The sequence below is a fragment of the Alcaligenes sp. RM2 genome (assembly GCF_052931795.1).
The window spans coordinates 565,097-582,179 of the sequence record NZ_JBRFIO010000002.1; the positions used below are offsets into that span (position 1 = coordinate 565,097).

The 17,083-nt window shown below is 58.3% G+C and carries 17 protein-coding genes; 9 read left to right on the plus strand and 8 right to left on the minus strand.

Going from position 1 to position 17,083, the window contains the following annotated elements; all coding sequences use genetic code 11:
* Window positions 1-6 precede the first annotated feature (6 nt).
* The 5 genes from fba (at window position 7) to ACU6HM_RS09445 (ending at window position 5,062) form a co-directional block, all read left to right on the plus strand.
* Window positions 7-1,071 (plus strand): class II fructose-bisphosphate aldolase, encoded by a 1,065-nt coding sequence (gene fba / locus ACU6HM_RS09425; protein ID WP_009455128.1) that lies wholly within the window; start codon window positions 7-9, stop codon window positions 1,069-1,071.
* 139 nt (window positions 1,072-1,210) lie between these two features.
* Window positions 1,211-2,092, plus strand: coding sequence for a phosphoribosylaminoimidazolesuccinocarboxamide synthase (locus ACU6HM_RS09430; protein WP_009455127.1), 882 nt, complete (start codon window positions 1,211-1,213; stop codon window positions 2,090-2,092).
* A gap of 242 nt (window positions 2,093-2,334) precedes the next feature.
* A complete protein-coding gene (gene purE, locus ACU6HM_RS09435; protein WP_009455126.1) occupies window positions 2,335-2,847 on the plus strand; it encodes a 5-(carboxyamino)imidazole ribonucleotide mutase in 513 nt (170 codons plus the stop codon).
* A gap of 15 nt (window positions 2,848-2,862) precedes the next feature.
* Window positions 2,863-4,044: a 5-(carboxyamino)imidazole ribonucleotide synthase gene (locus ACU6HM_RS09440; RefSeq protein WP_031232980.1), complete on the plus strand. Its 1,182-nt coding sequence runs from the start codon at window positions 2,863-2,865 to the stop codon at window positions 4,042-4,044.
* Entirely contained in the window at window positions 4,037-5,062 is a 1,026-nt protein-coding gene (locus ACU6HM_RS09445; protein WP_060185595.1) for an L-threonylcarbamoyladenylate synthase, read from the plus strand. Before ACU6HM_RS09440 ends, ACU6HM_RS09445 begins: the two co-directional genes overlap by 8 nt.
* Before the next feature lie 65 nt (window positions 5,063-5,127).
* On the opposite strand, the gene ACU6HM_RS09450 is transcribed toward ACU6HM_RS09445, so the two are convergent.
* Window positions 5,128-5,943, minus strand: a complete 816-nt coding sequence (locus ACU6HM_RS09450; RefSeq protein WP_369326385.1) for an alpha/beta fold hydrolase — start codon at window positions 5,941-5,943, stop codon at window positions 5,128-5,130.
* Between the two features lie 370 nt (window positions 5,944-6,313).
* Between ACU6HM_RS09450 and ACU6HM_RS09455 the strand changes: the two genes are divergently transcribed.
* The gene (locus ACU6HM_RS09455; protein WP_369326386.1) at window positions 6,314-6,760 is read left to right on the plus strand and encodes a MaoC/PaaZ C-terminal domain-containing protein; all 447 of its coding nucleotides are present in this window, start codon (window positions 6,314-6,316) and stop codon (window positions 6,758-6,760) included.
* 263 nt (window positions 6,761-7,023) lie between these two features.
* On the opposite strand, the gene ACU6HM_RS09460 is transcribed toward ACU6HM_RS09455, so the two are convergent.
* The gene (locus ACU6HM_RS09460) at window positions 7,024-8,217 is read right to left on the minus strand and encodes an acyl-CoA dehydrogenase (protein WP_022983442.1); all 1,194 of its coding nucleotides are present in this window, start codon (window positions 8,215-8,217) and stop codon (window positions 7,024-7,026) included.
* Window positions 8,218-8,507: 290 nt separating this feature from the next.
* Here ACU6HM_RS09460 and ACU6HM_RS09465 point away from each other — a divergent pair, with 290 nt between their 5' ends.
* The gene (locus ACU6HM_RS09465) at window positions 8,508-9,389 is read left to right on the plus strand and encodes a LysR substrate-binding domain-containing protein (RefSeq protein ID WP_060185598.1); all 882 of its coding nucleotides are present in this window, start codon (window positions 8,508-8,510) and stop codon (window positions 9,387-9,389) included.
* Window positions 9,386-11,131 carry a gamma-glutamyltransferase gene (gene ggt, locus ACU6HM_RS09470; RefSeq protein ID WP_446763712.1) on the plus strand — a complete coding sequence of 582 codons (1,746 nt, stop codon included), beginning with the start codon at window positions 9,386-9,388 and terminating at the stop codon, window positions 11,129-11,131. Before ACU6HM_RS09465 ends, ggt begins: the two co-directional genes overlap by 4 nt.
* A gap of 318 nt (window positions 11,132-11,449) precedes the next feature.
* Here the strand turns inward: ggt and purU are convergent, their stop codons facing one another.
* The 5 genes from purU to ACU6HM_RS09495 form a co-directional block, all read right to left on the minus strand.
* On the minus strand, window positions 11,450-12,304 hold the full coding sequence (purU, locus tag ACU6HM_RS09475; protein ID WP_164837966.1) for a formyltetrahydrofolate deformylase: 855 nt from the start codon (window positions 12,302-12,304) through the stop codon (window positions 11,450-11,452).
* Window positions 12,305-12,329: 25 nt separating this feature from the next.
* A complete protein-coding gene (locus tag ACU6HM_RS09480; protein WP_446763713.1) occupies window positions 12,330-13,445 on the minus strand; it encodes an NAD(P)/FAD-dependent oxidoreductase in 1,116 nt (371 codons plus the stop codon).
* Between the two features lie 88 nt (window positions 13,446-13,533).
* Complete coding sequence (locus ACU6HM_RS09485) at window positions 13,534-14,046, minus strand: flavin reductase family protein (RefSeq protein WP_009455106.1); 513 nt, start codon at window positions 14,044-14,046, stop codon at window positions 13,534-13,536.
* Window positions 14,047-14,085: 39 nt separating this feature from the next.
* The gene (gene pdxH, locus ACU6HM_RS09490; RefSeq protein WP_009455105.1) at window positions 14,086-14,718 is read right to left on the minus strand and encodes a pyridoxamine 5'-phosphate oxidase; all 633 of its coding nucleotides are present in this window, start codon (window positions 14,716-14,718) and stop codon (window positions 14,086-14,088) included.
* A gap of 9 nt (window positions 14,719-14,727) precedes the next feature.
* A complete protein-coding gene (locus ACU6HM_RS09495; protein WP_009455103.1) occupies window positions 14,728-15,399 on the minus strand; it encodes a gamma-glutamylcyclotransferase in 672 nt (223 codons plus the stop codon).
* Window positions 15,400-15,651: 252 nt separating this feature from the next.
* On the opposite strand from ACU6HM_RS09495, the gene ACU6HM_RS09500 reads away from it, so the two are divergent.
* Window positions 15,652-16,452, plus strand: a complete 801-nt coding sequence (locus tag ACU6HM_RS09500; RefSeq protein WP_035271118.1) for a tRNA threonylcarbamoyladenosine dehydratase — start codon at window positions 15,652-15,654, stop codon at window positions 16,450-16,452.
* Here ACU6HM_RS09500 and ACU6HM_RS09505 read toward each other — a convergent pair.
* Entirely contained in the window at window positions 16,429-17,079 is a 651-nt protein-coding gene (locus ACU6HM_RS09505; RefSeq protein ID WP_009455099.1) for an aminotransferase class IV, read from the minus strand. The genes ACU6HM_RS09500 and ACU6HM_RS09505 overlap by 24 nt on opposite strands.
* Window positions 17,080-17,083 lie beyond the last annotated feature (4 nt).

Consider the following 17,083-nt stretch of genomic DNA (forward strand, 5'->3'; position numbering starts at 1 on the left):
CTTCTCATGGCCCTAGTTTCCATGCGCCAGCTGCTCGATCACGCGGCCGAGCACGGTTATGGTATTCCAGCGTTCAACGTCAATAACCTGGAGCAGGTCCAGGCTATTATGGAAGCCGCCTCGGAGACGGATAGCCCCGTCATCATGCAGGCATCGGCCGGCGCCCGTAAATACGCAGGCGAAGCGTTTCTGCGTCACCTGATCGAAGCTGCTGTCGAGTCCTACCCCAACATCCCTGTGGTGATGCACCAGGACCACGGCCAGTCCCCCGAGATTTGCAAAGGCGCCATCGAACTGGGTTTCTCCAGTGTGATGATGGACGGCTCCTTGCTGCCCGACGGCAAGACCATTGCCGATTTTGAATACAACGTGGAAGTTACCCGCAAAGTGGTCGAAATGGCTCACAAGCTGGGCGTGACCGTTGAAGGCGAACTGGGCTGCCTGGGTTCCCTGGAAACCATGCAGGGCGACAAGGAAGACGGTCACGGTGCTGACGGCGTTCTGACTCTGGACCAGTTGTTGACCGACCCCGAGCAGGCTGCTGAGTTTGTGACACGCACTCAACTGGATGCACTGGCCATCGCCATCGGTACCAGCCACGGTGCTTACAAGTTCACCCGCAAGCCTACCGGCGACATTTTGTCCATCGAGCGCGTGAAAGAAATTCACCGTCGTTTGCCCAATACTCACCTGGTCATGCACGGCAGCTCCAGCGTGCCTCAGGAACTGCTGGCTGAAATCCGCCAGTTCGGTGGCAACATGAAAGAAACCTACGGCGTGCCTGTGGAAGAAATTCAGGAAGCCATCAAGTACGGTGTGCGCAAGGTCAATATCGACACCGATATCCGTTTGGCCATGACCGCTGCCATCCGTCGTTTCCTGTTCGAAAACCCGGAGAAATTCGACCCACGCGAATACCTGAAACCTGCTCGCGAAGCCGCCAAGAAAGTGTGCGTGGCCCGCTACCAGCAGTTTGGTGCCGCCGGTCAGGCCTCCAAGATCAAGGCCATTCCTTTGCAGGAAATCGCCCGCCAGTACAGCACCGGCGAGTTGTCCCAGATCGTTCAGTAATTTTGTCAGGCGGAGCAGGAGTGGGCAGCACGACTGCCCGCCCCGGTCTCCGCGTCTTTGCCCGGTGCCGCAGGCGCCGGGATTGTCGTCCCGCCTGCATCCATAGTCAGCGGGATGTTTTCGTTTTAAGGATGAAATCGTGCAAGAGCCCTTACATCAATCCAGCCTGAGCTCCCTGCCGCTACTCGCGCGCGGCAAAGTTCGGGACATGTATGCGGTGGGTGAGGACAAGTTGTTGATTGTGGCCAGTGATCGCATTTCGGCATTCGATGTGATTCTGGACGACCCCATTCCCGGCAAGGGCGCTGTCTTGACGCAGATGACCGAGTTCTGGCTGAACAAGCTGGCGCACATCATCCCTAATCACACCACTGGCGTGAACCCGGTTGATGTGGTGGCGCCTGAAGAGCGCGCCCAAGTGGAAGGCCGCTCCATGGTGGTCAAGCGCTTGAAGCCCATCATGGTGGAAGCGGTGGCTCGTGGTTATCTGATTGGTTCGGGCTGGAAAGACTACCAGGCTACCGGCGCGGTATGTGGCATCACCTTGCCGGCTGGTTTGAAGCAAGCGGCCAAGCTGCCCCACGTGTTGTTTACCCCGGCTGCCAAAGCCGAAATGGGCTCGCACGACGAGAACGTGGATTTCGCCCACGTGGTCAAGGAAGTGGGTCAGGAACTGGCCGAGCAGATCCGTGACGTGACCTTGCGTCTGTACACCGAAGCTGCCGACTACGCGGCCAGCCGTGGCATTCTGATTGCCGATACCAAATTTGAGTTTGGCCTGGACGATCAAGGCCAGCTGCATTTGATGGACGAAGTGCTGACCCCGGATTCCTCGCGTTTCTGGCCAGCCGACAGCTATGCTGAAGGCATCAGCCCACCGTCTTACGACAAGCAATTTGTGCGCGATTGGCTGGAAACCCAGGTTTGGGACAAGACGCCACCCGCTCCTCGCTTGCCTGCTGAGGTGGCCGAGCGTACGGCTGACAAATACCGCGAAGCCCTGGAACGCCTAACAGCGTGAACGGTTTACAGCCCGGACAGGCGCTCGCCGTAAACGAGTTGCCTGCTCGTCCTTCGCAGGGTGCCAAGCGGCTGCATGTCCTTGGACGACTTCGCCACAGCGAGCCGGGCTTTGGGGGAGGGCGATGGGCAGAGCAAAGTCTGCCTCGCCGGAAAACCCATCATTGGATGGACCCTGCTGTTTTTCTATTTACCAAGGCGCCCGGCAGCATGGCGCCTTCTTCCTTTTAGGGCGTATCTCTAATGAGCGTACAAACTCCTGCGGCCCCCACAGTGGGCATTGTGATGGGTTCCTCCAGCGACTGGGATGTCATGAGCCAGGCTGTGGCCATTCTGGACGAATTTGGCGTGTCCTATGAGTGCCGTGTGGTTTCTGCCCACCGCATGCCGATTGATATGGTGGACTATGGTGCCCAGGCTCCGGCCCGTGGCCTGAAAGCCATTATTGCCGGTGCAGGCGGCGCGGCTCACTTGCCCGGCATGCTGGCTGCCCTGACGCACTTGCCCGTGTTTGGCGTACCTGTACCTTCGCGCTACCTGCGCGGTGAAGATTCCCTGCTGTCGATTGTGCAAATGCCCAAGGGCGTGCCGGTTGCCACCTTCGCCATTGGCGAGGCTGGTGCTGCCAATGCCGCGCTGCACGTGATTGCCAATCTGGCGGTCAACGATGCTGTGCTGACTGAAAAACTGATTGCGTACCGTGCCCGCCAGACCGAGGCCGCCCGAGCTATGCGTGTTCCTCCTGCTACTGCCTGATTTTATTTTGTGATGATGACCCCCATGACTGATGTTGCCCTTCTGGTCCCTGGCTCCTGGCTGGGCATGATTGGAGGCGGCCAACTGGGCCGCATGTTCTGCCATAGCGCCCAAAGCCTGGGCTACAAGGTGGCCGTGCTGGACCCGGACACCCTTAGCCCTGCAGGCGCAGTGGCGGATCTGCATATCTGTGCGGCCTACGATGACGCACAAGCGCTTTCCCGTCTGGGGGACTTGTGCCAAGCCGTCAGTACCGAGTTCGAGAACGTCCCGGCGCAGTCCTTGCTGACCTTGGCCCAGCACACACGAGTCACACCGTCTGGTGATGCCGTAGGCATTGTGCAGGATCGTATTCGTGAAAAAGCCTTTATCGCGCAGGCCGGTGTGCCGGTGGCCCCCTATGCGGCCATCGAAAGTCTGGACGATTTGCAAGCCGCTGACAGCGCCTTGTTCCCCGGTATCTTGAAGACGGCACGCTTTGGTTACGACGGCAAGGGCCAGGCTCGTGTAGCAGACCGTGAACAGGCTCTGGCTGCTTTCAAGGAGTTCGGTTCTCAGGCCTGTGTGCTGGAAGCCCTGCAACCCTTGAAGTCCGAAATTTCGGTTGTCCTGGCTCGTGGCCTGGACGATCAGGTCAAAACCTTCCCATGTGCCCGTAATGAGCACCGTGATGGCATTTTGGCCGTGTCCACCATCAGCGCCCAGTTTCAGGATGATGCCTTGTCCGAGCAGGCCCGTCAGGCGGCTGCCGCTATCGCCCGTACGCTGGACTACGTGGGTGTCTTGTGTGTGGAGTTCTTCATTCTGGAAGATGGCCGTTTGTTGGCTAATGAGGTGGCTCCCCGTCCGCACAATAGCGGTCACTACACCATGAATGCTTGCGTCACTAGCCAGTTCGAACAGCAGGCTCGTGTGATGGCGGCTTTGCCCCTGGGTGACACCGGCGCTTTGTGTCCTTCCATGATGCTCAACATCCTGGGCGATATCTGGTTTGATGAACAGGGCCAGATGCGTGAACCTGATTGGGCTGCCTTGCTGGCTGTGCCTGGCGTGTCCTTGCACCTGTACGGCAAGGCCGAGGCCCGTGTTGGCCGCAAGATGGGTCACGTCAATATTGTGGGCGAGTCGGATCAGCAAGTGCGTGAACGCACTGCCCGAGCCGCCGCTGCCTTGCGTATCGCGTTTGATCATGAGTGATTCCACCCGTAGCCCTTCCGAGCAGCAGATAGAGCAAGCCGCCCGTGTGCTGGCACAAGGGGGGCTGGTGGCCTTTCCAACCGAGACAGTCTACGGTCTGGGCGCGGATGCAGAAAACCCGGCGGCGGTGCAACTGATTTACAAGGCCAAGGGCCGCCCTGCGAATCATCCCTTGATTGTGCATGTGGCCCCCGGTGCCGACTTGCGCTATTGGGTGACGGATATTCCGCCTGTGGCGCAGCAATTGATTGATGCCTTCTGGCCGGGGCCTTTGACGCTGATCTTGCCGCGCAATCCGGCTATTCCGGATACGGTCAGTGGCGGGCAAAGCAGCATTGGTATTCGTTGCCCTTCCCATCCGGTGGCACAGGCTTTGCTCAAGCGCATGGCAGAACTCAAGCCCAGCGGACAGGCAGGAGTAGCAGCACCTTCGGCCAACAAGTTCGGTCAGGTATCGCCCACGGCGGCCAGCCATGTACGCGATGAATTCGCGGACATGAGTGCAGAGGAGCTGCTGATTGTGGAAGCGGGCCCGTCGGAAGTGGGCATCGAGTCCACCATTGTGGACGTGTCGCGTACTCATCAAGGTGTGGGTGCCGTGCTTTTGCGGCCTGGCCACATTAGCGCCGCCATGATTGCCGAGGTTATCGGCTACGAACCCGCCAGCCCGGATCAACAAGCCCCACAGGTTTCGGGCAGCTTGAAAGCGCACTATGCGCCGCGTACCCCTTTATCTTTGTTTGATGAAGACAGCGCGGCTGCGGTGCAGGCTGCTTTGAGCCAGGGGGGCAAGCAGGCCATTGTCGCTTTTGCCTCCTTGCCGCCATTTTCGGCGGAGGTGCACGACTGGTATGTGTGCAGCCCGGATGCGCAGCTTTATGCCCAGGACTTGTACGCTATGTTGCGTCGTCTGGACCAAGGCCAGTATCAGCATATTTGGGTGCAGCGTTGCCCGGATACGCCGGACTGGCAGGCGGTCAATGACCGCCTGGGCCGAGCAGCAGCAGCCTTTGAATAAGTCTGCTGTTTAGTAGTGCGTGTGTGCTTTAAGGGCTGAGCTTAGGGACTGGGTGAGTTCGCTGTTTAGCGGGCTGTTCGCTTCAGAAAGTCCACAATTGCCTGGTTCACCTGCGCTTCCTTATCCCGGTAGGGCAGGTGACCGCATTGCTCCAGCTCCAGCAGCTCCGTGTGCGGCACCAGCTTCTTGATGCGACGGATTTGCTCCAGCGTGCCGTATTCATCATCCACGCCCTGAATGGCCAGAATCGGGCAGGTGATGCGGCTGACGTCCTCTTCGATATTCCAGTCCCGGAATTGGGGTTCCGTCCAGGTGGCGTTCCAGCCCCAGAAGGCGGACTCCACATCATCGTGATAGCGTGCCAGTCGCTCGCGTAAAAAACCTTGCTCGTAGGCTTCGCGGGCGACCAGAATGCCGCGCAGGGAAATGTCTTCCACAAACAGGTGCGGGGCCATCACCACAATGCCTTGCAGCTTGTCGCCAAAGCCGCTGGCTGCCAGCAGGGCAATCGAGCCACCATCGCTGTGGCCGACCAGCATAATCGGGCGCTTTTGGCCGTCCTCGCCCACTTGTTCCAGCAATTGCGGCAGTACGTCCAGTGCCTGTTCGTGCAGATAGTCGGGCTCTTTGGGGCTATTGTCGGGGCGCGGGGTACTGCGGCCATATCCGTAACGTGAGTACATCAGACCGCTACAGCCGGTTTGTTCGCATAACTGTGCCGGCCAGTCTTTCCACATGGCAATCGAACCCAGACCCTCATGCAGAAACACCAGCAAAGGGGCCGCGACCCGCTCGGGGAAAATGCGTTGATATTCCAGTTCAATGGCTTGTGTGCCTTGAATCAGGCTCGCAAATTGCAAAGATGAATCTAGTGTTGTCATAGCGGTGTTGAATCAAGAAGCCCTGGGCAGGCTGGGCGTGCGAGTGATTAGGAAACTCTCTTTATGCCATAGATTGGTATAAGACGCACAGGCTGGCTTCTCCTGATACCGGATGTGGACAGTTTGCTGCGGTTTGTGGCGCAGTAGGGGCAGGGGCTGCAAATTCTGGCAGAGATGGTAGAGTGGCGCTCTCGATCTTTTTTGCCGCCGGGCCGTCCCAAGGTGAAAGCTCCCCCTTGGAGGGGCAGCAAGCCGAAGGTGTAGCGTGGGGGCTTTTTTTTGTCGCCGGGCCGCCCCAAGGCAAAAACTCCCCCTCGGGGGGCAGCAAGCCGAAGGCGCAGCGTGGGGGCTTTTTTCGTTGTACAACAACATGAAATTTGCTGAATTTGAAGTGGGTATGGTCATCAAGCACCCACTTGTCCCTGTGACTCGCGAAGAAATGCTGGAATTTGCCCAGAAATACGATCCGCAGTCCTTTCATATTGACGACAAGCAGGCCGAAGAAGGCCATTGGGGCGGTTTGATCGCCAGCGGTTGGCTCACTTGTGGCAAAACCATGCGCATGGCCGTGGATTCTGCCTTGCACGATTCCGAGTCCTTTGGTTCGCCCGGTCTGGAGCGTCTGCGCTGGGCCTTGCCTGTGCGAGCCGGTGATTCAATCCGTCTGGAGGCCACGGTGGTGTCCAAGCGTGTGTCCAGCAGCCGTTCAGATCTGGGCATCATTCGCTGGAATTGGAATGTGTTCAATCAGCGTGATGAGCTGGTGCTGGAAATGGAAGCGACCAGCATGTTTGAGTTGAAGTCCGAACAAGAATAAAAAGACCCCCACCGCATAGTTTTGGTTTACCAACTTTCCAGCGGCCACTTTGTTCTTGAGACGGCCCTGCGACTGGAAAGAGCCTTCATTCCAGACCTTTTGCCCGCTGCTTATGAAGGGATGCTGTTTACCTCGAGTCTTTCGGTAGTAATAACCGCAAATGCAGACGGGAGAGAAATCCCCTTACAGCATGTAATTCACCAGTTTGTTCGGGTTGAAACGGACAAGGGCAAAGCCTTTGGCTTTGCCCTGTTTGGTTTGCTTTAGAAGAAAGCCTGAATCCCGGTTTGTGCGCGTCCCAGAATCAGGGCATGTACGTCGTGGGTGCCTTCGTAAGTGTTCACCACTTCCAGATTGACCAGGTGGCGGGCAATACCGAACTCGTCAGAAATACCATTGCCGCCCAGCATGTCGCGCGCCAGTCGGGCAATATCCAGTGCCTTGCCGCAGGAGTTGCGCTTCATGATGGAGGTGATTTCGACCGCCGCTGTGCCTTCGTCTTTCATGCGTCCCAGACGCAGGCAGCCTTGCAGCGCCAGTGTAATTTCGGTCTGCATATCGGCGAGCTTTTTCTGGATCAACTGATTGGCCGCCAAGGGGCGACCAAACTGTTTGCGGTCCAGGGTGTACTGGCGGGCGGTATGCCAGCAGGATTCGGCGGCGCCCAAGGCACCCCAGGCAATTCCGAAGCGGGCTGAGTTCAGGCAGGTGAAAGGGCCACGCAAACCCGAGACATGGGGCAGCATCTGGCTGTCTGCAATCTCCACATCGGCCATGACGATTTCGCCGGTCAGGGAAGCACGCAAGCCTACTTTGCCGTGAATGGCCGGGGTGGACAGACCCTTCATGCCTTTTTCCAGAATGAAGCCGCGGATCTTGCCGTCGTCGTCACCGCCCACGACTTTAGCCCAGACCACCAGCACATCAGCAATGGGGGAGTTGGTAATCCAGGTCTTGTTGCCGCTCAGACGATAGCCACCGTCCACTTTTACGGCGCGGCTTTCCATGGCACCGGGGTCTGAGCCATGATTGGGTTCAGTCAGGCCAAAGCAGCCAATCCATTGGCCGCTGGCCAGCTTGGGCAGATATTTCTGTTTTTGTTCTTCGCTGCCAAATTCAAAAATCGGCACCATGACCAGAGAGGATTGCACGCTCATCATGGAGCGGTAGCCTGAATCCACACGCTCCACTTCGCGGGCGATCAAACCATAGCTGACGTAGTTCAGACCAGCGCCGCCATAGGCTTCAGGAATGGTGGCCCCCAACAGGCCCAGCGAGCCCATCTCGGCAAAGATGGCGGGGTCAGTCTGTTCGTGGCGAAAGGCCTCCAGTACGCGTGGCAGCAGCTTTTCCTGTGCATAGGCGTGGGCGGCATCGCGCACCATGCGCTCTTCATCGCTCAACTGCTGATTCAACAGCAGGGGGTCGTCCCAATGGAAAGAGGGATTGGCAGACATAGAGGTACTCCGGGAAGATCAAAGAGGGTCAGTCAGGTGGAGCCTGGATGGGCGCCATCAGTCTGGAAAATAGAAAAGAGCTGCTTAAGTATCGCTGACAGTCGCCACTATGAGCAGCAAGCGCATCATCAGGTGGCTGTGAATCAGCGAGATCAATATAAAGTCTCAGCATAGTGTGCATAAAGCGCACAAGGCAATTGATAAAATTGCACAATGTCGTGTTCTGGCGTAACGATCCGGTCCTGCACTGAATGAGGAGGGCGGAGGCGGCATGATTAAGAGGAAGACCTATGAGACAAGGCGTACCCAGTTTGGGCGCATTACAGGCCTTTGAGGCCACGGCCCGTTTGGGGACTTTTTCCCGTGCGGCCGAGGAATTGTCCTTGACGCATAGCGCGGTGTACCGGCAGGTAAGCGGCCTGGAGCAGCGGCTGGGTGTGACCTTGCTGACACGGGTGCGGCGGCGTCTGGTGTTGACTCCGGCAGGGCGCGATTATGCTGCTCGCATCCGTCACCATCTGGAGCAAATCGGCAAGGATACTTTCAGCCTGATTGCACGCGCCGGTGTGGGCCGCAGCATCCATCTGGCCGTGTTGCCTACCTTGTCGACCGTGTGGTTGATGCCGCGTCTGGCCCGTTTCTCCCAGCGCTATCCGGATATCACCGTCAGCCTGTCCGTGCGTACCACTCCGTTTCAGTTTGGCGACCACCCCTTTGATGCTGCCATTTATCATGGACGGCAGTTGTGGCCGCAAACTGAAGGGATCAAGCTGTTTGACGAAGGCGAACTGGTGCCGGTCTGCTCGCCCAAGCTGGCCGCCAGTGGCGATTGGCAAAAGCTGGTTCACCTGCATATGTCCACTCGCCCCGATAGCTGGTCGGACTGGTATCGATCTGCCGGTCTGGAGCCTGATTTGCGTGTCAGTTCCGGCCCGCGTTACGAGCTGTTCAGCCTGGTGATGTCGGCATTGCATGCCGACATGGGCGTGGCCTTGATGCCGCGTTTTCTGGTGCAACAGGCGCTGGAGCAGGGCGAGCTGATCATGCCGCTGGACCATGCCATGCCTGTCAGTGAGGCCTATTTTTTTAGTTATCCCACGGCCAATGAGCCCAGCGAAGCGGTGGTTTTGCTGGAACAATGGCTGCTTGAGGACCAAAAGGAGAACACATGAGATTGCACTGGAAACCGGCTCTGTTGTCGGCTGCCTTGACCTTGGCTCTGGCGCTACCTGCGCATGCTCGGGAAGCAGCCAGCCAGCATTTGAACCCGGAAACCGCCAGCAGTGTCATGCAGCGTGACAAGCTTGTCACCCAGAAAAGCATGGTGGTGACGGCACATCCTTTGGCGACACAAGCGGGTTTGCGCATCCTGGATCAGGGAGGCAGTGCGGTGGATGCAGCCATTGCGGCTCAGTTGGTTCTGGGGCTGGTGGAACCACAGTCTTCCGGCATTGGCGGTGGCGGCTTCTTGCTGATGTTCCAGCCCAAGACCGGCCTGATGAGCTATGACGGACGGGAAACGGTGCCCGCAGCCAGCAGTCTGGATCGCTTCGAGCTGGACGGTAAAACCATGTCCTTCAAGCAGGCGGTCAATAGTGGTCGCTCGGTAGGCGTACCGGGTTTGCTGCGTGCCCTGGATTTGATGCATAAAGACGGTGGCGTGCTGCCGTGGGCGAATTTGTTTGACCCGGCGATTGAGCTTGCCGAGGTCGGTTTTGAGGTCAGCCCACGCTTGAATACCTTGATTGCCGATAATCCTGAACTGGCTGACAAGGCGGCTACACGTGCCTATTTTCTGGACGAGCAAGGCAAGCCCTGGCCAGTTGGTCATCGTTTGCAGAACAAGGAATACGCGCAGGTGCTGCGTCTTTTGGCCAGGCAGGGTGCACAGGCTTTTTATCAAGGTGAACTTGCCCAGGATATGGTGGCTGCCGTCGCTGCCGATCCCATTGCGGGTGATCTGGCTGTGTCTGACTTGACGCAGTACCGCGCCTTGCGTCGTGAACCCCTCTGTATGGACTGGCAGCAAGTGGCTCTCTGTGGCATGGCACCGCCCAGCTCCGGGGCTATCAGTGTGATGCAGATGCTGGGTATCTTGCAGCACACGCCCATTGCTGCAGCGAAGCCGCAATCTGTGGAAGCGATTCACTATTTCTCTGAAGCGGGGCGTTTGGCTTTTGCGGATCGGGATGCCTGGGTGGCTGATCCGGCGTTTGTGTCTGTCCCTCAGCAGGCTTTGCTGGCTCCGGAGTATCTGAAATCCCGCGCTGCCTTGATTCAGCCAGACCGATCCATGGGACATGCTCAACCGGGTAAGCCCTTGGCCGACTCACAAGCCCCCAGCGACAACACGCCCGAGCTGCCTTCCACGACGCATTTGTCCGTGGCGGATGCCAAGGGGCAAGTGGTGTCCATGACCACTTCGGTCGAGTCAGCTTTTGGTAGCAAGATCATGGTGCATGGTTTCTTGCTGAACAATCAGCTGACTGACTTTGCCTTGAGCCCCAAAGACGAAATGGGACGCCTGTCCGTGAATCGGGTGGAACCCGGCAAGCGTCCACGTAGTTCCATGGCACCGATGATGGTGATGCAGGATGGCCGTCCTGTCATTGCCCTGGGCTCACCCGGTGGCAGTGCCATCATTCCTTACGTAGCTCAAGCCCTGACCGGCATGTTGATGTGGAATCTGGATGCTCAACAGGCAGTCAGCCTGCCTCATTACGGCAGCCGCAATTGGGCGACAGAGCTGGAGGCTGGGACCGCTGTGACGGAACAGGCGCAGGCTTTGAGGGCAATGGGGCACGAGGTGCGTGAGCAGCCTTTTCCTAGCGGTACGCATGTGATTCGCTGGACTCAGGATGGACTGGAGGCCGGGGTAGACCCTCGGCGTGAAGGTTTGGCGTTAGGGCAATAAGCAGAGCTTGTAGCCGTGTACCCGCGGTAAACATGGGTCTTGCCGACGAGACATGCTGCAAGCGTATGGTGGAATTGGGGAAGCAGTCAGTATGCGGGAGAGGCTGTTGGCGATTTGAAGCAGATACTCGTCAGAGATTGGCAGAGACAGCAGTCGATCGTTGCCTGAGGCTGGTAGAGCTGATTGCCAAGTAGCTAGCAGGCTCAAATCGTCTGGCATTTTGAAAAATGGGAGACCATTAAAAAGCCCTCAATGCGTGGATCTGTATCCACAGCATTGAGGGCTTTTTTAGGCTTAAGGTAGGCCTGATCTCGCTGCTTAGCGGAATACCACCGTGCGCTGATCGTTCAGCAAGATACGGTGCTCCACGTGGGCGCGCACGGCACGGGCCAGAACCAGAGACTCCACATCGCTACCGATCTGGGTCAGTTCGGCTGGGCTGACCGAGTGGGTCACGTGTTCCACGTCCTGCTCGATGATCGGGCCTTCGTCCAGGTCAGCTGTTACGTAGTGGGCGGTAGCACCAATAATCTTCACCCCGCGAGCATGTGCCTGATGGTAGGGGCGTGCGCCCTTGAAGCTGGGCAGGAAGCTGTGGTGAATATTGATGGCGCGGCCAGACAGGGATTGGCACAGATTGGTGGACAGAATCTGCATGTAGCGGGCCAGCACAACCAGATCAATCTTCAGATCACGAGCCAGGTCGATGATTTGCTGCTCTTGCTCGGGGCGAGTTTCCGGTGTCACGGGCAGGTGATGGAAAGGAATGCCATAAGAAGAAGCCAGACCGGCATGATCGGTATGGTTGGAGGCCACAGCAGCAATTTCCACCGGCAGTTGGCCGCTATGGGCGCGGAACAGCAGATCGTTCAGGCAGTGGCCTTGGCGGCTGACCAGGATCAGCAGGCGGGCTTTACGCTGGGCGTCATAAATATTGGCGTCCATGCTGAATTTTTCAGCAATGGGGGCGAAGCTGGTTTGCAGCGCGTTGACGTCCTGCTTTTCGGGCAGGGAAAACTGGATGCGCAGGAAAAAGCGGTTGGTGGCGGCATCGCCAAACTGCTGTGCCTCAAGAATGTTGCCGTTCTGCTCAAGCAGCCAGCCCGATACGCTGTGGACAATGCCGGTACGATCCGGGCAGGATAGGGTCAAGATGTAATCGTTCATCGACAGTATTGTAAAGATTTCAGAAAAGTTTTTAAGCTGCCTGGGCCAGGGTTTCTTGGCTGTGTTGTGCAATCGCTAAACACGCGGTCAGGCCGGGGGATTCGATGCCGAACAGATTCAGCAGTCCGGGTATGCCGTGCTCGGCGGGACCTGAAAAGACGAAGTCGGCTGCCGCATGACCTGCGGGCACGATTTTAGGCCGGATACCGCTATAGGCGGGGTTCAGGCTGTTATCGGGCAAAGCGGGCCAGTATTCACGCACAGCGGCGTAAAAAGATTGGCCTCGTTGCGGGTCCATATCGTAGTTCTCGTCCTGTACCCATTCGGTGTCCGGGCCAAAGCGGGCCTGACCGGCCAGATCCAGCGTCAGATGCACACCCAGCCCGGCTTTATTGGGCATGGGGTAGATCAGGTGCTTGAAGGGCGAGCGACCCGCCAAAGAGAAATAGCTGCCTTTGCACAGATAAGCGTTCGGGATATGGCTGGCATCCAGCCCCTCGATCTGGCGTGCAGCGGCCACAGCGCCCAAACCAGCCGCATTGATCAGATGGGTGCTTGTCAGGCTGAACGCTTCTGCGCCACCCACATGCACTTCGAAACCTTGTCCGGGCAGGACTCGCGCACTGACAAAAGGCGTATTGAAGACCAGTTGGGCACCGTGGTTTTCTGCATCGCCTTGCAGGGCCAGCATCAAGGCATGGGTATCTACAATGCCGGTGGAAGGAGAGAGCAGGGCGGCGCTGCAATTCAAGGCCGGCTCCAGAGCATGGGCCTGGGCGGCATCCAGCCACTGCAAATCGTCCACGCCACAAGCGCGCGCCTGGGCCTGCAGCTTGAGCAGATCGGCTTCCTGTTCGGGCGTGGTCGCCACAATCAGCTTGCCGCAACGGGCGTGGGCTATATGGTGCTCCTGGCAGTAGTCATACAGCCGGGCCTTGCCTTCTACACACAGGCGAGCCTTCAGGCTGCCCGGCGTGTAGTAAATGCCCGCGTGTATGACCTCTGAATTGCGGGAGCTGACGCCATTGCCAATGCTGGCGGTTTGCTCGATCAGCAGAACCTCCATGCCTTGCTGGGCCATTTTTCGGGCGCAGGCCAAACCTACGACTCCCGCTCCCAGCACTATGCAATCGACATCGTTTGCCATGAATCAGGACCTTATTGGCGCGTTGGAGCAAAAGGCGTAGTGTACTCCCGCCATGCTGTCGGCGTCAGGGCTGCGTTGCAACACCCCGTCACGCCAGGGAGGGAGTCAGGTCAAAGTCGCCCGCATGGTAGATCAGGGGCTGATGGGCGCTACGTTCGCAGTGGGTGACTTCACCGATAAAGATCAGGTGATCGCCTGCCTCATGCACGGCATAAGGCTTGCACTCGAACCAGGCACTGCAACGCTCGTCGTCCAGCATGAGCAAGCCGTGCGGGGAACGCTTGATGGGGTGATCGCGAAAACGCTCGGCCTGATCGCCCCAGGCAAAGCGCTTGGCCAGCGATAGCTGGCTGGCTCCCAAAACGTGAATCACGTAGCCCTGGCCGTCCACAAAGTGTGGCAGGGACTGGGAGCGCTTGGCCAGCGACCACAGCACCAGAGGTGGGTCCAGGGAAACAGAGTTAAAGGAGCTGACGGTCAGGCCAATGGCCTGATCCGGGTGGTCTTTGTTGGCACCGGTCACGACCGTCACGCCAGTGGCGAAACGGCCCAGTGCCGAACGGAAGAAGTCGCTATCGAAGGTAGAAGAAAAAACAGTCATTGCATCAATGCTGAGGGCAGGCGTCCCCAAGGGAACGGCTTAAGGAGCCAGTCGGCTCACCTGCCAGTCAGATGTGTCCTTGCGGTCGAACACCAGCCTGTCGTGCAGGCGCGAGGCACGGCCTTGCCAGAATTCGACATGGTCTGGAGTCAGTCGGAAGCCACCCCAGTGTTCAGGGCGGGCGGGATGTTCACCTAAGCTTTCAGTGTACTGCTTGGCACGGGCATCCAGCTCTGCGCGGCTGATGGGCTGGCTTTGCGGCGAGGCCCAGGCCCCAATGCGCGAGCCCAGAGGACGGCTGTGAAAGTATTCGTCGGACTCGGCCGCACTGATGCGGCTGATGCGGCCTTCAAAACGCACCTGGCGTTGCATGGAGGCCCAGAAAAAGGACAGGCTGGCCCACGGGTTATGGTCCAGGTCCGTACCCTTGCGAGATTGGTAGTTCGTAAAGAACACCAGGCCTTGTTCGTCGTAACCTTTGAGCAGAACAATGCGCGCCGATGGGCGACCTTCCGGGTTCACGGTGGCCAGCGTCATCGCCGTGGGTTCGACTTCCTTCAGCTCAATCGCCTGATCCAGCCAGCGTTGAAATTGCTGGCTAGGATCGGCACAGAGTTCGTTTTCGCTCAGGGAAAAGCGTTCGTATTCGTTACGCAAATCGGCAAGGGACATGGGGCGCTCTCAGGCTTGTTGAGGATTAAGCAGTGCAGTCTGGCTCTGTAGTAATTGAACCACTGATTGCAGGCGTTTATCCAGAATTTTAGAGCGTTGCAGCGCCGAGGCGGTTTCCATGACGTATTCGATGCAAGGGCCGTTGGTTCCCTGGGCCGAGTACACCACTTGTCGCAGCTGTTCGTCCGGCATACGGGGGACGTAGGCGTCGGTCTTGCGGTTCATGGTAAAGACCAGGGCACGAATATCGCCCTGGCTGGTGCGGCAGCGCAACCAGCGAGGAATATAGGCACCGCTGGGCATCTCGCGCAGCCATAGGGCGTCAAATACCTTGGGTACGCTTTCGGCGGGAATACGAAAAGCCATGCCCCGGCAAGAACCGCCTACATCCAGCCCGAAAACCAGACCGGGCTGCTCGGGCGTACCGCGGTTGATACGTGACCACAAGCACAGCGCCCGGTGGTAACCGCGCAGCAAGGCTTGGCGCTGCTCGGCAAATTCAAAATCGGGACGCCAGATCAGAGAGCCGTAACCATAGACCCACAGGTCCTGTTTTTCACACCACTGCACCTCTTCCAAGGATTGACGCAAAGAGGCGTTGCGCTCTTCGTCAGTCAGGACACGAAAGCTGCACGGTGTGGGTACGGCGGAAGGCGAGGCGGAAATAGAATCGATGTTCACGGCAAAAAGGGGTGGTAAGCCAAAATCACAGATGCTTGAAACCTATGACAATTGTAGAGCAAGCACAGTCCACTGTAGCGGGCTTTGATGCTGATAACTAAGGAAAAATACTAATTTGCTTATATGAGTGTTGCTATTTGGCAGGGCACAGTCAAGCCACCAGGGCATAAGGCCCGTTTCACAGGCTGGTCAGGGGCAATTAGACGTAGAATTAACGGGTTTGGCCGCATGGGCCGGTGATGGACAGATTGCATGACAGAGCAGCACAACATGGATGCCGAACGCCGTTTCGGCGGTTTGGATCGTTTGTATGGAGCCGGAGCGCGCGAGCGTCTGGCGGCCGCCCATGTGATGGTGGCGGGTATCGGGGGCGTGGGAACCTGGGCGGTGGAAGCGCTGGCCCGTTCTGCTGTGGGCCGGATTACCCTGATTGATCTGGATAATATTGCCGAATCGAATATCAACCGCCAGTTGCCTGCCCTGGACAGCACCTTGGGCATGGCCAAGATTGAAGCCATGGCCCAGCGCATTGCGCAGATCAATCCTCAGTGCCAGCTGCAGCTGATTGAAGATTTTGTCACTGAGGATAATGCGGCCAGCCTGATGGAGCAGCGTCCCGACGTGTTTCTGGATTGCACTGACCAGGCCAGTGCCAAGATTGCTCTGATCTTGCAGGCCAGGCGCTGCAAGGTGCCCCTGCTGAGCTGCGGCGGGGCAGGAGGCAAAACCGACCCGCTGACGTTGCGCCGGGGAGACTTGTCGGTAGCACGCCATGATGCCTTGTTGGGCAAGCTGCGCCAGATCCTGCGCAAGCAGCATGGCTTTGCACGTGGCAGCGATGCTCAGGGCCGCGCCTTGAAGCGTGTGCCTCGCATGGGAGTGGATTGCCTGTGGTTCGAGCAGGAAACGCGTCTGCCACAGAACTGGACCCAGGCCGAAGACGGTGCGCTGCAAGGACTGGCCTGCGCGGGTTATGGCTCCGGGGTCACTGTGACGGCCAGCATGGGCATGCAGGCCGCCGACTACGCCTTAAACCGGATACTGAACCAGTAAGGCGTCCTGCCAGCCACGCAAGGCATTCGAGACTCGGATTGCCTTGGCGTTCAGTAAATCCTCCAGGGAAATCTCGGTTTCACGAACCAGCTTGCTATTGAGAAGCGCCTGCCGTTGCACGCCGGGCAAGAGCCAGCCTTGGGCGGGCGGTGTCCACCACTGGCCCTGTTCGTCCTGAATATAAATATTGCTGCGGCTGCCTTCACAAACCCGATTCTGTGTATCCAGATAGATCACATCAAAGATTTGGGGATGCTTTTCCAGCAGGGCGCTGGCCTCTTGATACCAGGGGCGATGCGTCGTCTTGTGCGAGAGCAGCGGGTCCTGAGCGGGCAGGGGTGTGCGGGACAGGCATAGCTGTAAGGGGCCTTCCAGTGCTGGCAGTGCGTTCGCCTGTGCCTGGGCGCTGGCGTCGGCACCCCACAAGATACGCAGTCGTAAGGGTGTGTTGACCGGAGCCTGGCCCAGCGCCGTATGCATGGCCTGCAACCAGGTTTGTGCATCCCAGTCGTAGCCCAGTTCCGCGCAGCTGCGTGCCACGCGCTCCAGATGCAGTTCCAGCAGGGGGATCTGGCCGTCTGCATCTACCCGCAAGGTTTCTATCAATTCAGGTTTGCTTTGGCTCATGATG

Bases quoted from the DNA above. Each gene is read 5' to 3' on its own strand.
- ACU6HM_RS09455 (WP_369326386.1), top strand. From the start codon at position 6,314: ATGAAATTTGCTGAATTTGAAGTGGGTATGGTCATCAAGCACCCACTT.
- ACU6HM_RS09450 (WP_369326385.1), bottom strand. From the start codon at position 5,943: ATGACAACACTAGATTCATCTTTGCAATTTGCGAGCCTGATTCAAGGC.
- ACU6HM_RS09460 (WP_022983442.1), bottom strand. From the start codon at position 8,217: ATGTCTGCCAATCCCTCTTTCCATTGGGACGACCCCCTGCTGTTGAAT.
- ACU6HM_RS09485 (WP_009455106.1), bottom strand. From the start codon at position 14,046: ATGACTGTTTTTTCTTCTACCTTCGATAGCGACTTCTTCCGTTCGGCA.
- purE (WP_009455126.1), top strand. From the start codon at position 2,335: ATGAGCGTACAAACTCCTGCGGCCCCCACAGTGGGCATTGTGATGGGT.
- ACU6HM_RS09480 (WP_446763713.1), bottom strand. From the start codon at position 13,445: ATGGCAAACGATGTCGATTGCATAGTGCTGGGAGCGGGAGTCGTAGGT.
- ACU6HM_RS09445 (WP_060185595.1), top strand. From the start codon at position 4,037: ATGAGTGATTCCACCCGTAGCCCTTCCGAGCAGCAGATAGAGCAAGCC.
- ACU6HM_RS09440 (WP_031232980.1), top strand. From the start codon at position 2,863: ATGACCCCCATGACTGATGTTGCCCTTCTGGTCCCTGGCTCCTGGCTG.
- ACU6HM_RS09500 (WP_035271118.1), top strand. From the start codon at position 15,652: ATGACAGAGCAGCACAACATGGATGCCGAACGCCGTTTCGGCGGTTTG.
- ACU6HM_RS09505 (WP_009455099.1), bottom strand. From the start codon at position 17,079: ATGAGCCAAAGCAAACCTGAATTGATAGAAACCTTGCGGGTAGATGCA.
- pdxH (WP_009455105.1), bottom strand. From the start codon at position 14,718: ATGTCCCTTGCCGATTTGCGTAACGAATACGAACGCTTTTCCCTGAGC.
- ACU6HM_RS09465 (WP_060185598.1), top strand. From the start codon at position 8,508: ATGAGACAAGGCGTACCCAGTTTGGGCGCATTACAGGCCTTTGAGGCC.
- fba (WP_009455128.1), top strand. From the start codon at position 7: ATGGCCCTAGTTTCCATGCGCCAGCTGCTCGATCACGCGGCCGAGCAC.
- ggt (WP_446763712.1), top strand. From the start codon at position 9,386: ATGAGATTGCACTGGAAACCGGCTCTGTTGTCGGCTGCCTTGACCTTG.